This window comes from Pseudomonas syringae, from assembly GCF_001698815.1.
GTDB lineage: Bacteria > Pseudomonadota > Gammaproteobacteria > Pseudomonadales > Pseudomonadaceae > Aquipseudomonas > Aquipseudomonas syringae_A.
Map to the genome: position 1 here is coordinate 444,371 of NZ_LGSI01000068.1, position 14,661 is coordinate 459,031.

The window sequence follows — 14,661 nt, forward strand, 5'->3', positions numbered from 1 at the left end:
CGAAAAAAACAAAACGACCCAATACAACAATAAGGATGGGGAAACACATGACTGAATCGTTGACTCAAACCGAAACGCGGGCGGCCTCTGATCGCTTCGAGGACATGGCCTACCGCAAAGTCGCTTGGCGTATCTTGCCGCTGCTATTGCTGTGCTACCTCGTCGCCTATCTGGACCGAGTGAACGTCGGCTTCGCTAAATTGCAGATGTCCGACGATCTGCATTTTTCCGAAGCCGTTTATGGTCTCGGTGCGGGGATTTTCTTCATCGCCTACTTCCTGGTGGAGATTCCCAGTAACCTGATCCTGCATCGCGTCGGAGCCCGGTTGTGGATCGCACGCATCATGATCAGTTGGGGGATCATCTCGTCCGGCATGGCACTGGTGAATACGCCGATGTCCTTCTACATCATGCGCTTCCTGCTCGGGCTCGCCGAAGCCGGGTTTTATCCGGGTGTCATTCTCTATCTGTCGTACTGGTTCCCGACCCATCGTCGCGGCAAAATGTTCGCGCTGTTCGCAACGGCGGTCCCCCTGTCCGGGCTGATTGGTGCGCCCTTGTCCGGCTGGATCATGTCGGCGTTCGACGGTCAGCATGGGTTCGCGGGCTGGCAGTGGCTGTTTTTCCTTGAAGGGCTGCCCTCGATCGCTGTCGGAATATTGGTCATCTTCTGCCTTAGCGACCGAATTTCCGAAGCTGGCTGGCTCTCCCGCGAGCAGAAAACCCTGCTGCAATCGCGCATCGACGCAGAAACCGATGCTCATCAGATCCACAGCGTGAGGCAGGTCTTCAGCCAACCACGTATCTGGCTGCTGACGGCCATCTATTTCTGCATGATCGCGGGCTTCTACACCGTGGGCTTCTGGTTACCGACGCTTATCCGGCAAGCCGGAGTCAGCGATGTCCTACAGGTCGGATTGCTGACCGCCATTCCTTATGCCGCAGCGGCGCTGACCATGATTCTGGTTTCGCGCAGCGCTGACCGGCTTCGCGAGCGGCGCTGGCACCTGGCGTTGACCGCAGTGCTCGGTGGTGTCGGTCTGTTCATCTCCGCCACCTGGAGCGGCAACTTCACTGTTTCGATGATCGGCCTGACGCTCGGCGCCATGGGAGCCTTGAGCACCCTGCCATTGTTCTGGAGCCTGCCGACCGCCTTTCTCGGAGGCACCGCAGCCGCCGCGGGTATTGCGCTGATCAATTCCTGGGGCAACCTGGCGGGCTTCGTTTCTCCGTACCTGATGGGCTTTCTCAAGGACATGACTCAGAGCACCACAATTGGCATGTACGTGATGGCCAGCGCCTTGTTCCTGGGCGCACTGCTGGTCTTCAGAATTCCCGGAAAACTCGTCAATCACTGACGTTTGGAGTAACTCATGAATATTCTCGTGACCGGCGCAGCCGGTTTCCTGGGCCGACGCCTGATTGAAGCCCTGCTGTTGCGTGGTTCGTTGACCGACCACGCCGGCCTGAAACAACCTATTACGCGGATCACTGCGTTCGACATGGTGGCGCTCGAAGGCATCGACGATCCTCGGGTAAAGGTGGTGTGTGGTGATATCGCCGACCGCGAAGTACTCGACAGCCTGATCGATGCAGACACTGGGAGCGTTTTCCATCTCGCGGCAGTGGTTTCCAGCCAGGCCGAAGGCGACTTCGAACTGGGTATGCGCATCAATTTCACCGCCACGCAAAATCTGCTTGAACGCATTCGTCTGCTTGGTACGTGCCCGAAATGGGTGATGACCAGCTCCGTTGCCGTATTCGGCGGCCAACTGCCGGAACGCGTCGGGGATGATCACGTCTGGTCGCCGCAGAGTTCGTATGGCACGCAAAAAGCCATGAACGATCTGCTGCTCGCCGATTACAGCCGGCGAGGATTCGTCGATGGCCGCAGCCTGCGCATGCCGACCATCGTGGTGCGACCGGGTAAACCGAACCTGGCCGCTTCCAGCTTTGCCAGCGGCATCATCCGTGAGCCACTCAACGGTCAGGACAGCGTTTGCCCGGTGCCGCTGGATACACGGCTCTGGCTGATGTCGCCAGCAACCGCCATTCGAAACCTGATCCATGGGCATGAACTGTCCAGCGAGCAATTGAGCCACGGCCGGGTGATCAACATGCCGGGTCTGTCCATTACGGTCGAACAGATGATCGATGCGCTGCGCCAGACTGCGGGCGATGGGGTTGCCGGGCGGATTCGCATGGAGCGCAATCCCGCGATTGAGCGCATCGTCGGCTCCTGGCCCGGAGCGTTTACCGCGACTTACGCCCGGGATCTGGGGTTCGCCGCAGATGATGATTTTGCCGGTGTGATCAAGCAGTTCATCAGCGAGTATCCGCCCCGATAACCGGCTTGAGGAGCACCCTATGACTACCCACCCTTCCCGGCCGCTATTGGGCTGCATCGCTGACGATTTCACCGGCGCCACCGACCTGGCCAACATGCTGGTGCGCGGCGGCATGCGTACCGTGCAAAGTATCGGTGTACCCGCCGCTGACATCGCCGACTTGCTGGATGCCGACGCTATCGTCATTGCCCTGAAGTCCCGAACCGTGCCAGCCGCGGAGGCCGTGGCGGAATCGCTCGAAGCGTTGCGCTGGCTAAGCGAACGGGGCTGCGAACAGATTTTCTTCAAGTACTGCTCGACTTTCGACTCGACCGCCGCCGGCAATATCGGGCAGGTCAGCGAAGCCCTGCTTGCCGCGCTGGACAGCGACTTCACCGTCGCCTGCCCGGCATTCCCGGAAAACGGTCGCACGATCTTTCGTGGGCATCTGTTCGTACAGGACCAACTGCTCAACGAGTCTGGCATGCAGCATCACCCGCTGACACCGATGAACGACGCGAATCTGGTTCGCGTCCTGCAATCGCAGACTCAGGACAAAGTCGGCCTGCTGCGCTACGACACCGTGTCCAAAGGCGTCGAAAGCGTTCGCAAGCGCATGGCAGAACTACGCGCCGACGGCGTGCGCATGGCGGTTGCCGATGCCTTGTCCGATGCTGATCTGCATGTATTGGGCGAAGCCTGCGCTGACCTTGCGTTGCTGACAGGCGGCTCGGGGCTGGCGCTCGGTTTGCCGGATAACTTTCGTCGTGCCGGAAAATTGCGTGACCTGGACGCCGCACACGTGCCCAAAGTTGAAGGCGGCGAAGTCGTGCTGGCAGGCAGTGCTTCGCAAGCTACCAATGGGCAAGTCGCCGTCTGGCTTGAGGCGGGCCGCCCTGCTTTTCGACTCGATCCATTGGCGCTAGCGTCGGGCGATCCAGTCATCGAGCAGGCGCTGGTCTTCGCCCGTGGCAGTGCAGAAACGGTACTGATCTACGCCACCAGCACGCCGGATGAGGTCAAAGCGATACAACGCGAACTGGGTGTCGAACGAGCCGGAACCCTGGTCGAGCAGGCTATGGGGGAGATCGCTCGCGGGCTGCACCAGGCTGGCGTTCGCCGTTTTGTCGTGGCTGGAGGGGAAACCTCAGGGGCCGTGGTTCAGGCATTGAATATCCAGTTATTGCAGATTGGCGCACAAATTGATCCCGGGGTTCCCGCCTGCGTAAGTATCCCTGGAGAACCGCTGGCATTGGCGCTCAAGTCGGGCAATTTCGGCGGGCCTGACTTCTTCGCCAAGGCACTCAATCAACTGGCAGGAGGCTGATGATGAGCAACGAAAATACGCTGCGCGAGGAGATTTGTGACGTCGGCCGTCTTTTGTACAGCCGTGGTTACACGGTTGGCAGCGCGGGCAACATCAGCGCCCGACTCGATGACGGCTGGCTGATCACGCCCACGGACGCCTGCCTGGGTCGTCTCAATCCCGGATCAATTGCCAAGGTCAACCTGGCTGGCGAGTGGGTTTCTGGAGACAAACCGTCAAAAACCCTGGCACTGCATCGTCAAGTCTACGATCGCAATCCCGATGTCGGCGGCGTCGTACACACCCACTCGACCCATCTCGTAGCGTTGACGCTGGCCGGTGTCTGGCACGAGCATGACATCCTGCCGCCACTGACCCCCTATCAAGTGATGAAGGTCGGGCACATTCCGCTGATCCCCTATGCACGTCCCGGTTCACCGAAGGTGGCCGAGCGTGTGGCGCGGCTGGCTAACAGTGTGCGTGGCGTGATGCTGGAGCGGCTGGGTCCGGTGGTCTGGGAAAGTTCGGTATCCAAGGCAAGTTTTGCGCTGGAAGAACTTGAAGAAACGGCGCGCCTTTGGTTAATGAGCAATCCCAAACCGGCACTGCTCGACCGCGCGGCGCTGGATGAGTTACACGAGGTCTTTGGCGTCCAGTGGTAACACTGCACGTAGCGCCTTGGTCATTCGCTTGACTTTTTGCTTTCAGGAATCATATCCAGATCGCGGGCGTACCGGACCACCACGAACCGGACATGCTCAATGAAGTGAATTATCTCTACCTGTTCGAGTAGATCGATCAGTTGGCAAACGCGCTTCCAGCTCGCGGATCCGCGCCTGTATCTCCATACTCATGCTCTCCGTTATTCAGAAAGTGTGCTGATCGTTCCCGATATCGGGAGCGGATTTTGGGATGGAACAATGTAATTCAGCACCGTTTCGATGTTATCCAGCATCAGTAACTGTCCGTTATTCAATTGCCAGTCATAGAAATCCGAATAATCCTTACGAACCAGTGCACGCAGGGTTTTGGCGATAAAGCCATGAGCGACCAGCAACAGACTTTCGGACGCAGAAGTTTCAATCAACTGCAGAAGTCCGCTGTGCGTGCGGGTGAAGATTGCGGCGATTGACTCGCCATCAGGTGGGCTCAGATGCCAGTGCCGAGTAATGTTTTGTGCCCATAGCTCCGGATGGCTCTGCCGGGCCTCAACCTGGGTCAAGCCCTCAAAAACACCGACGTTTCGCTCCCGAAAGCACTCGATGGTGTGCACTGGCAAATTCAAATGTTCATTGATAATCTCGGCCGTTTGTCTCGCTCGGAGTAACGGCGATACCACAATGCCATCGATTGATGATGGTAACTCCAGCCGCAGGGCCAAAGCCTGGGCCCTGCCTACCTCGTTCAATCCGGGATTGAGTGAGCCAAGGTAGCGGTGCTCTGCATTGGCATCAGTTTGCCCATGTCGCGCGATATACAGCCGCATGATAGTCCTCTGAGAAATAACTGCAGGAGCATAGGAGCTGTCGAGTCGTTCCATCGCGCGCGTCAGCGACCGGGCATGCCGCAGCAGCGCCTGCCCCGCTGGCGTGGGTTCAACTCCGCGTTTACTGCGTTTGAGCAACGCCGTACCGAAGCGCACCTCGACGTCGGAGATCCGTTTGCTGACCGCGGATGGCGCAATGAATGCCCGTTCGCTGGCCCGTGCGATGGTGCCTTCCTCGCAGACCAGAATGAACAGGTGCAAGGAGAAGTAATCCAGATGCGGCACTACGTTTTCCCCTCAAGTCGCGGCGTGGCTCAAGCCAGGTATGCCCGTCAGATCGAATCGGTCGAAGCTAACATTTGCGACCTGATCAGCCAAGGCAAAACCTTTGAATAAACCCGGACTGCACTGGGTTACCACAGCCTGCAGAGGAAAGTCTGATGAGGCGCATGCGTAACACATCCTTGCCGAAAGTGAAGCTCGTACAACCAAGGAAGCGCAGTTGATGCAGGCGCTGCTGAACGAAACCCCAGGCCTCGAATTCGTCAGTCCAGCCGGGGCGTTCTACGCATTCGCTTACTGTGCCGGATTAATCGGCCGTACCTCAGCGGGTGGCCGACCCTGCGTTAATTTTCAGGCGGTTTGTCAACCCATGAAGAATACGGCGACCTTGTTTCCTAATGGGTCACGAAGGTAGGCGACGTAGAAATCATCTTCGTAGGCATCTCGGTAACCCGGAGCGCCCTCATCCGTTCCTCCGTTTGCCAGACCGCCCTTATAAGCCGCTTCTACCTGCGCCTTGGAGTCGGCCCGAAACGCCAGCATGACGCCGTTCCCAGCCGTCGCCGGTTGGCCATCAAAGGGTTGAGCGACATGGATGGTTCCCGGCCCATTCGACTTGTCAGCAACATCCGGCAGCGAGAAACAATATTGCTCCTCCGCCAGCTCTTTCTCATAACCTAACGGTGAAAGAACAGCTTCGTAGAATCGTCCGGAAGCCTCGACGTCGTTAGCGCCTATGTACAAATAACTGAGCATGATCGCCTCCTGACAGGGCGTGGGTGCACTCGGCTGGCTGATCCCGGAAGCGGCTAAAACGGTGCCGCAGAGACCGAAGTACCCAGGATTCTAGACAGCGATTCCGGGGTGCGCTTAGCGTCACCCGCCGAGTATCGAAAAATCTGATCGCCTGCAAGACTAACGGCACGCATGAGCTGCAGCATTCTTCGCGACACCTCGGGACCTGCACAAAAAAGGGACACAAACCCATTCGGCGGGAGGCTGGATAAGTGCTTTTAGGCCGCATATTTGGTACTGCACGCGAAAGGCCAAAAAAAACATCCGAATGGATTGTTTTTTAATGCTTTTTGAGTTCATTCGAGCCTTCATTTGAACTTGCCAGTCCGGCATTATCCCGTCCAGGAAAGGAGGGAAAATAATGACACTGGCAAAACGTTTACGAAGTGAGCGCGAAGCCCAGGGCCTGTCGCAGCGAGAGGTGGCGACGATGGGTAACATCCAGGCTAACGCTCAGGGACATTACGAAAATGGACAGCGCTGGCCACGTGCCGACTACCTGTCGCTGATACATTCCGCAGGATTTGATGTGCAGTACATCATTACCGGCGTGCGCAGGCCGTTGGCCGATACGAAGTTGTCCGATCATGAGTACGTCGTCATCAAGAGCTTTCGGTTGATCGATCCCGATGATCGCGATGCCATAGAGCGGATCATGACGTCATTGGCGGTGAGCGTTCGAAACGGGACCGACGACAGTGCTTAGGTTCGGACTGCTGCTCGCTGTATTTGGCGGGTTCTGGCTGGCTGCGGTCGAAATGATCATGTTTGGCTGATCTCAACCAGCGCCTAAGTGTGAGTAATCGCTGGGTGTCACGGCGACTTCTCTGCGTAACTGACTTCTTAAAGTCACAACGCGCAATAGCGAAACGAGAGTCGAATGACTTGAACCCGGCAAGCTTCCTGATCAGGAGTTTCAAGGATCTGGCGAATAAGTCAAAAACGCATGGATTGCATCAACGATCGCGCCCTCGATAGTAGTCGCGGGTACGAGGCGCATTGCGACTGGTCGCCAGGACGTGTCTGCTGACCTTGGCCTTGTTGTCAGTCGATCCACTCTCCGATGTTTGCGTCATAACTGAAATACCCACTTTTGGCTGGATAGAATCAATAAGCCGAGAGTGTCAGGCGCCACGGATTGCATCTGTCATTAGCTAGGGAATTGCTCAGTCTCGCTAAGGTAACGCCGTCAAAAAGCATCGATAAAATGCCAAATTTCTGTTGCCCCATAGACGGCGCGCGTTCAAGCGCGCTGGCGTTGAGTGGCAGACATAATCATGGATGAAGGTTTATGCGGCTTGAATCGTCACTCCTGGGGCGCAAAGCCTGGTCTGGATCTGTTGACGGCTACCAAGCAAATAGTTCAGAAAGCCCAGGCGTGGCACGATGCCGCACATTCATCTATTTGCTTCGAACAATATTGACCACACTTTTAATGCGCCTTTAAGATCACTCCATGCGTACATGTCGGCCAACCGGCGCGCCGCACGATCCAATCAAGCGATCTGTTTCGCTGATTGTCAATAAGACGCTACTTAGGCGTCGAACGTGTGGAGTGACCGTCATGCCCGCTGCATCCCTGAGTACTGATTTCAGCCCTGCCCCCTCCCAGGATTTTGATGTCCGCCCCCTGGCCGCGCCGCTGGGGGCTGAAGTCCTCGGACTGGACCTTGGCCGATCGCTAAACAAGACCGACCTCAAGCGCATCCACCGCGCATGGCTTGACTATGGTCTGCTGATCTTTCGCGACCAACGGATCACGGCCGAGCAGCAGATTGATTTCAGCCGTCGCTTTGGTCCGTTACAGGTGCACGTGCTTAAGCAGTTCTTGCTACCCAACCATCCTGAAGTGTTCATCATTTCCAATATCGTCGAAAATGGCCAGCCCATAGGTCTCGGCGATGCCGGAAAATTCTGGCACTCCGATCTTTCCTACGTTGAGCTCCCGAGCCTGGGTGCCATGCTGCTGGCGCAAGAACTTCCGGACGAAGGTGGCGATACGCTGTTCGCCAACCAGCAATCAGCCTACGACACCCTTCCTGTCGAGTTGCGCCGGATCATTGATGGCAAACGCGCCGCGCACTCCTATACCGCCCGTTACGCCGACGAAGTATTCAGAGGCATCCGTCGACCCACGCTGACGCAATCACAGTTGGCGGAGGTCAAGCCCGTGGTACATCCGGTGGTGCGGACTCATCCGGAAACCGGACGCAAGGGTTTGTTCGTCAATGAAAACTTCACCACACACATTCTTGATCTTCCCGAGTCTGAAAGCAGACAGGTCCTTGCCGAGCTGTACGCTCATAGCATTAAGCCCGAACTCATCTACCGCCATCAGTGGCAAGCTCATGACATGCTGTTCTGGGATAACCGCGCGCTGATCCACCTGGCAACCGGCTGCCCCAGCCATTTGCGCCGACGCATGCATCGCACGACGATTCAGGGTGACGTACCGTTTTGATCCACCCTTGAATGCCAGCCCTCCCCTAGACGATCAGTCTGAACTGCCACTGATGCTGCATGCTGCGTGCAGGTCTAGAGCGCCAAGGCTTTTGGATCAGGGATTAGCGACGGGGTAGTCACTCCGTCGCTTTCGGCCAACAGCGGGCGCTCTGTTCAGGGCGTCTCATCGATTGCGCTGATGATTACTATCGAAAGGCTCGCCTGTCTGGTTGCCAAAACTGACTCCTATAATCGCCTCCAGTTTCTCCCCGCCCCCACGCCTGCCTGCAGGCGACATTCCCCCCTGGAACCCAGCCCCATGCCAAGCGCCAGCCCGGCCCCTCGCGGTCTACCCGAACATAATCAGCAGAGTGTCAAACAGCAGTGGCTGGCAATTCTTTCGGTCGCAGTGGGTGCCTTCGCGTTGGTCACCAGTGAGTTTCTCCCGGTGGGCGTACTCAACGATGTCGCCAGCGACCTCGGCATCAGTGCAGGCCACGCCGGTCTGATGGTTACCCTGCCCGGCATAACGGCCGCCCTCGCCGCGCCCTTGCTGTCTGTGGGCATTGGCGCCTTGGACCGTCGCTATCTGCTTATCGGCCTGACGCTGATAATGATCATCGCCAACTCGGTCGTGGCCTACGCCAGCGACTTCAGCCTACTGCTGTTCGGCCGCGTACTACTGGGCATCAGTATCGGCGGTTTCTGGGCTACTGCCATTGCCCTCAGCGGCCGCCTGGCCCCCAAGGGAGTGGGCGTCGCCCAGGCCACCTCGATCATCATGGTCGGTGTGACCTTGGCCACCGTGCTGGGCGTGCCCGTAGGCACCTGGCTGAGTGGCCTGATGGGCTGGCGCATGACCTTCCTGGTAACCGCGCTAGTGGGCATACCGGTGCTACTGGCGCAGATCTTCCTGCTACCGCGGCTCAATCCGGACAAGGCCATTCGCATTAGTGACCTGCCGGCCTTGTTTATCAATCCACAATCTCGGGTTGGATTGATCGCTGTATTGCTGATTGGCCTGGCGCACTTTGCCGCGTACACCTATGTCGCACCCTTTTTCAAACAAAGTGCCGGCTTCGATGGGCCAACTATTGGCTCTCTGCTGTTGCTCTATGGCGCGGCCGGGGTAATGGGTAATATTTTTGCCGGTTTCGCCGCCAACCGTAGCGTGCGTCATACCCTGTTGCTGGTCGCACTGATGATCGGTATCAGCACCGCCCTGTTCCCCTACTTCGCCACCGGCATGACCGGCGCAGCGATGCTGATCGCGCTCTGGGGCTTCGCCTTCGGCGCGTTCCCGGCCTGCGCCAGTATTTGGATGTTTGTCGTCGCGCCCCAAGACGTCGAGCGCGGCATGCCTCTATTCGTCGCCTTGTTCCAGGTGATTATTGCGTTGGGCTCGTTCTTCGGCGGACAGATCGTCGACCAACTGGGCAGCTCGGTGCTGTTGAGTCTTGCCACGGCGCTGGTGGGCTGCGGGTTTGTTACGGTACTTGTGCTGGGGCGTAACGTCACTAATAACCTGGCGGCCCAACCCTGCTAACCAGACCGAGGTAAATAGCTAAGATTAATTTGGGGCATTCCTGAGTTTTCCAAAGTAGCTTTTACACAGGGAGGATTAATCAGGGCCTGACCTGCATACATGGATATAGGACAGGTAGCGGCGCTATGCGCTGAAATCAGACGCACGAATGCCGCAACCTTTTGAGATTACCTGCTTCTCGGTTGCGGCATCTAAGGGCAAGTTATCGGGCACGAAAGGGCCAGAAATAACGCCTGCGATGACATCCAGATCGCTCGCCGGGGTTTATTTCGGAACGTTAACGTCGGCCTGCCCGGTTTCATCCAGTGCCTTGCGCACCAGGCCATTGCCCTTCTGCCGTTTCACAAAATCTTTGATGTATTCAGCACCTGCCGAGTGCTGCCGCGGCACGGCCATGGCCTGGCGAATGGATGTGAATTGCCCCTCGATAACCCGATAACCCGCATGGGTCGCGGCGAATTTCTCCAAAGGCTGGCGCACACCGGCCGCGGCATCCAACCCCAGGTCCAAGAAGAGCTTGACTGCACCGGCCGAAGTTTCAGCCCGATGCAACTCGGCGTGCTTCAACGTCCTGGACAGATAGAGATCGTATGCCGCGCCTTTACCTACAGCGAGCTTCAAGCCAGCACTGTCCAGATCCTCAACCCTGGTGAACTTTGAATCAGCCCGCACCAGATAGGTCCCTTCAATGGCGACATACGGATCACTGAAGGCGACCTGCGCAGCACGAACGGGCTCAATAGCCATGAACGCAACGTTCCAGCTGCCTTGATCAAGCGCTGCAAAGACTTTCCCGGCAGCGTCGAAAATCACCATCTCCAGCGGGACGTCCAACTCTTTCGACAAGGCCTTGGCAAGCTGGACCGAGACGCCTTGGGGGCTGCCATCGGCGGCTTGTTGCGCAAGCACGGGATTGCCGAAATTGATTGCTGCACGAAGGGTTCCATTGGGTGCAAGATCAGCCAATACGGCCGGGGATACTGCGCTCATTATTTTCTCCGAATCCAGAGCCTGAACAGGCATTGAAAGGGCTATCGCCGCAATCGCGGGGACAGCGGACATATAGCAGCTGCTGTAACGCGACGGGTAAAAATATGACTGTTCCTGATGGGACGTTATTAGCGCTTGCTGACCGGCAACAGCGATCGCGTCCGCTGACTCTTTATTGATTACCCGTAGGAATAGGGTCCTCAGGAAGCCGCCATCAACAATACGCTAGGGAACAGCAATCCAGCTGTCCATACAGTTAGGCCTGACGGACGAATAAGTGTCTGCTGCTTGCTGCACTTAGCCATTCGGTTTATGGAAGCGGTACTGACCTTTCCCGAGATGCTTGGCTTCGTACATCGCTGAATCTGCAGCACGCATTATGTCTTCGACGCTGCTTCCGCTTTCAGGGAGGCAAGCAATCCTTATGCTTGCCCCCAATGGAAAACTATCCTGATCAGCGGCCACCTGCTGCACCAACTTCTCAGCCACCGCGGTGGCATCATTTCGCCCTTGAACACCTTCAATGATCACCGTGAACTCATCACCGCCAATCCTCGCCAATCGGTCGTAGGGTCTTAAACAAGCCTGTAATTGAGCGCTGACCCAACGCAGAGCCTCATCCCCACGATCATGGCCGAACTTGTCGTTGATCTGTTTGAAGCCATCGAGATCAAGAAACAGAAGTGCGCTCAAGCGCCCGGTACGCTGATTGCGCGAGATTGCGGCCTCTAGCGCCTGTGTGAATCCACGGCGGTTGAGCAGACCAGTAAGCGTATCAGTGATCGTCATGTCTTCGAGTTTGCGGTACAGCTCGCGCGCCGCTGACATGTCCAGCGCCACTATAGTCATGGCTTGCTGACAGTTAGGCAGTGCCGCGCATGACAACGCAACAGGGACAGTTTGCCCATCCCGGCTGCGCAAGCTGGCATCATGCAAACGAAGACTTTCGCCCCGCTGCAGATGATCCAGCCACAGCGAGGTTTGCCAACTATCTTCACGGGGCGTATCAATCCAAGTGATCAATTCCGTCCCCTGCAGCTCGCCTCCCGAGCAACCCAGCATGCGAGTGATCGCAGGATTGGCGTAATCGATGCGACCGTCGCCGCCGACCACCAGAATTCCTTCGGCGATATTGTCCAGAATTGAAGCATTGAAAGAACGCTCGCGTTCCAGTTGCTCGCTCGTGCGCAACAGGCCACGCCGATAATGATCATGCTCCAGAAGCACCCGTGCCTTGTGTAGCAGCATGGCGGGGTGTACAGGCTTGGTCATGAAGTCCACCGCGCCGGCAGAATATCCTTGATCCAGCACAGCGTCGGTCTGACGCATTCCAGAGATGAAGATGATCGGGGTGAAATGGGTTTGTGAATTTTCACGCATCCGTCGGGCGACTTCAAAGCCATCCATTCCTGGCATCTGGACATCCAACAGCACCAAGCCAAATTGCCCCGTGGTCATGCATTCCAGAGCCTTGGCACCGGAGTCTACGCAACGAACCGTTCTACCGAGCTCCTCCAGCAATTCCTGCATTTCAGCCAGGTTTTCCTCTTGGTCATCCACTATAAGGATTTCCAATACCTCGTCTTGCACTTGCAACGCTCACCTCCACGCCTGTAACACTCACGGCCCATCAAACTATTCGCCAGACCAAATTGCGCGAGGTACTGCAATCCAAGTGCTGAGCATGTCTTCTTAATTGAAGTTCACTTATGGCTGTTTGAAAATGCAGCCATAAAAAAACCCGCTCAGGGCGGGTCGTTTCTTTCATCAATACCATTCCAACATCCTGTCGGAGCCATCCAGGCAATGGTGACCATCCTTGACCTCCAGGTCGCTTCCTACGTCCCGGTTGATGCCTCTAGATTGCGCTTGAACCATCAAGTCGTATAGGGCGGATACACTCGATTGCGTGTAAGCCTTTCGCCATACGCGGCCTTGTATGCAAGGTAACGAAGTATGGCTAGTCAAGGCCGAATCGTCTGCTTGCCGTCGAGCCCACGGAACGGCGTTACTGCTACCTGGTCATCAGATAAGCCCAACGAGATCAAGCACGCTATTGGGACCAACCACTGACTCGCCAGCAACTGTTGCTGCAGACACACTTATTCAACATTCCGCTAATTAAACAACAGCCCGTTTGTTGTTTGTCCTGCCTCCGATCCGCCAAACAGGCGGATAACCGAAGTGGTACATCTCTTGCTCTGTTGCTGGTCTCGTATTTCAGGATCGGTGATGCACGCCAAGCGGTTTATTACGGCATGCGTTGTATTCCAGAAATGCATTTTCCAACCTGCGCTTTCAAAGCTTGAAGGATTTGTCATGGATGTTTTCTGGTTTCTTCCAACCCACGGCGACGGCCACTACCTAGGCACCACCAAAGGCGCGCGACCGGTCACGTTGAATTACCTGAAACAGGTGGCCCAGGCCGCTGACGACCTCGGTTACCACGGCGTCTTGATTCCCACCGGGCGTTCCTGCGAAGACTCATGGGTGATCGCGTCGGCACTGGTGCCGCTGACCGAACGCCTGAAATACCTGGTGGCGATCCGTCCGGGCATCATTTCCCCAACGGTGTCGGCGCGCATGGCAGCGACCCTGGATCGCTTGTCGGGCGGACGCCTGTTGATCAATGTCGTGACCGGCGGCGACCCGGACGAAAACCGTGGCGACGGCAGCTTCCTCGATCACAGCGAGCGCTACGAAGTCACTGACGAGTTTCTGCAAATCTGGCGTCGGGTGCTGCAAGGCGAAGCCGTGGATTTCGAAGGCAAGCACTTGCGTGTACAGAACGCCAAGGCGCTGTATCCGCCGATCCAGAAACCCTACCCGCCGTTGTATTTCGGCGGATCTTCCGAAGCCGCCCACGATCTGGCCGCCGAGCAAGTGGACGTTTACCTGACCTGGGGCGAACCGCCTGCTGCGGTTGCGGAAAAACTTGCCGATGTCCGTGAGCGGGCAGCGCGCAAGGGTCGCACCGTGAAGTTCGGCATTCGCCTGCACGTGATCGTACGGGAAACCAGCGCAGAAGCCTGGCAAGCCGCCAGCAAACTGATCGAACACATCAGCGACGAAACCATCACCGCCGCGCAGAAGTCCTTTTCGCGCTTTGATTCCGAGGGCCAACGGCGTATGGCGGCCTTGCACGACGGCCGTCGTGACAACCTGGAAATCGCCCCCAACCTGTGGGCTGGCGTCGGCCTGGTGCGTGGCGGTGCCGGCACGGCGTTGGTGGGCAACCCTCAGGAAGTCGCTGAGCGCATCAAGGAATACGCCGACCTGGGCATCGAGAGTTTCATCTTCTCCGGTTACCCGCATCTGGAAGAAGCCTATCGCTTCGCCGAACTGGTCTTCCCGCTGCTACCGGAACCGTATCGCAGCCTGGCCGGACGCGGCATCACTAACCTGACCGGACCGTTCGGCGAAATGATCGCCAACGATCTGCCGCCGCAGAAGTAGAACCCGAGACACGCTCACCCGCCGGCGCTGA

The 14,661-nt window shown here is 57.2% G+C and carries 12 protein-coding genes and 1 pseudogene; 9 read left to right on the forward strand and 4 right to left on the reverse strand.

Annotated features, from left to right (window positions below; translation table 11 throughout):
* The first annotated feature begins 47 nt into the window (after positions 1 to 47).
* From AFK24_RS25540 to AFK24_RS31700, 5 genes and pseudogenes are all read left to right on the forward strand, one after another.
* Complete coding sequence (locus tag AFK24_RS25540; protein ID WP_065835873.1) at positions 48 to 1,358, forward strand: MFS transporter; 1,311 nt, start codon at positions 48 to 50, stop codon at positions 1,356 to 1,358.
* A gap of 15 nt (positions 1,359 to 1,373) precedes the next feature.
* A complete protein-coding gene (gene denD, locus AFK24_RS25545) occupies positions 1,374 to 2,348 on the forward strand; it encodes a D-erythronate dehydrogenase (protein WP_065835874.1) in 975 nt (324 codons plus the stop codon).
* Between the two features lie 19 nt (positions 2,349 to 2,367).
* The gene (gene otnK / locus AFK24_RS25550) at positions 2,368 to 3,654 is read left to right on the forward strand and encodes a 3-oxo-tetronate kinase (RefSeq protein WP_065835875.1); all 1,287 of its coding nucleotides are present in this window, start codon (positions 2,368 to 2,370) and stop codon (positions 3,652 to 3,654) included.
* A 2-nt stretch (positions 3,655 to 3,656) separates the two neighbouring features.
* Positions 3,657 to 4,295, forward strand: coding sequence for an aldolase (locus AFK24_RS25555; RefSeq protein WP_065835876.1), 639 nt, complete (start codon positions 3,657 to 3,659; stop codon positions 4,293 to 4,295).
* A 50-nt stretch (positions 4,296 to 4,345) separates the two neighbouring features.
* Positions 4,346 to 4,423 (forward strand): annotated as a pseudogene (locus AFK24_RS31700) (hypothetical protein); the annotation flags it as partial.
* A gap of 72 nt (positions 4,424 to 4,495) precedes the next feature.
* On the opposite strand, the gene AFK24_RS25560 reads toward AFK24_RS31700, so the two are convergent.
* Both AFK24_RS25560 and AFK24_RS25565 read right to left on the reverse strand, forming a co-directional pair.
* Positions 4,496 to 5,404, reverse strand: coding sequence for a histidine phosphatase family protein (locus AFK24_RS25560; protein WP_240500448.1), 909 nt, complete (start codon positions 5,402 to 5,404; stop codon positions 4,496 to 4,498).
* 360 nt (positions 5,405 to 5,764) lie between these two features.
* Positions 5,765 to 6,157 carry a VOC family protein gene (locus AFK24_RS25565; RefSeq protein ID WP_065835877.1) on the reverse strand — a complete coding sequence of 131 codons (393 nt, stop codon included), beginning with the start codon at positions 6,155 to 6,157 and terminating at the stop codon, positions 5,765 to 5,767.
* Between the two features lie 400 nt (positions 6,158 to 6,557).
* Between AFK24_RS25565 and AFK24_RS25570 the strand changes: the two genes are divergently transcribed.
* The 3 genes from AFK24_RS25570 (at position 6,558) to AFK24_RS25580 (ending at position 10,184) form a co-directional block, all read left to right on the forward strand.
* Entirely contained in the window at positions 6,558 to 6,902 is a 345-nt protein-coding gene (locus AFK24_RS25570; protein ID WP_065835878.1) for a helix-turn-helix domain-containing protein, read from the forward strand.
* 858 nt (positions 6,903 to 7,760) lie between these two features.
* Positions 7,761 to 8,657 carry a TauD/TfdA dioxygenase family protein gene (locus AFK24_RS25575; RefSeq protein WP_065835879.1) on the forward strand — a complete coding sequence of 299 codons (897 nt, stop codon included), beginning with the start codon at positions 7,761 to 7,763 and terminating at the stop codon, positions 8,655 to 8,657.
* Positions 8,658 to 8,957: 300 nt separating this feature from the next.
* Positions 8,958 to 10,184, forward strand: coding sequence for an MFS transporter (locus AFK24_RS25580; RefSeq protein ID WP_065835880.1), 1,227 nt, complete (start codon positions 8,958 to 8,960; stop codon positions 10,182 to 10,184).
* A 264-nt stretch (positions 10,185 to 10,448) separates the two neighbouring features.
* On the opposite strand, the gene AFK24_RS25585 is transcribed toward AFK24_RS25580, so the two are convergent.
* Entirely contained in the window at positions 10,449 to 11,174 is a 726-nt protein-coding gene (locus tag AFK24_RS25585; RefSeq protein ID WP_065835881.1) for an ABC transporter substrate-binding protein, read from the reverse strand.
* A 297-nt stretch (positions 11,175 to 11,471) separates the two neighbouring features.
* Complete coding sequence (locus tag AFK24_RS25590) at positions 11,472 to 12,764, reverse strand: two-component system response regulator (protein ID WP_240500458.1); 1,293 nt, start codon at positions 12,762 to 12,764, stop codon at positions 11,472 to 11,474.
* A gap of 729 nt (positions 12,765 to 13,493) precedes the next feature.
* Here AFK24_RS25590 and ssuD point away from each other — a divergent pair.
* Positions 13,494 to 14,630 (forward strand): FMNH2-dependent alkanesulfonate monooxygenase, encoded by a 1,137-nt coding sequence (gene ssuD, locus AFK24_RS25595; RefSeq protein ID WP_065835883.1) that lies wholly within the window; start codon positions 13,494 to 13,496, stop codon positions 14,628 to 14,630.
* Positions 14,631 to 14,661 lie beyond the last annotated feature (31 nt).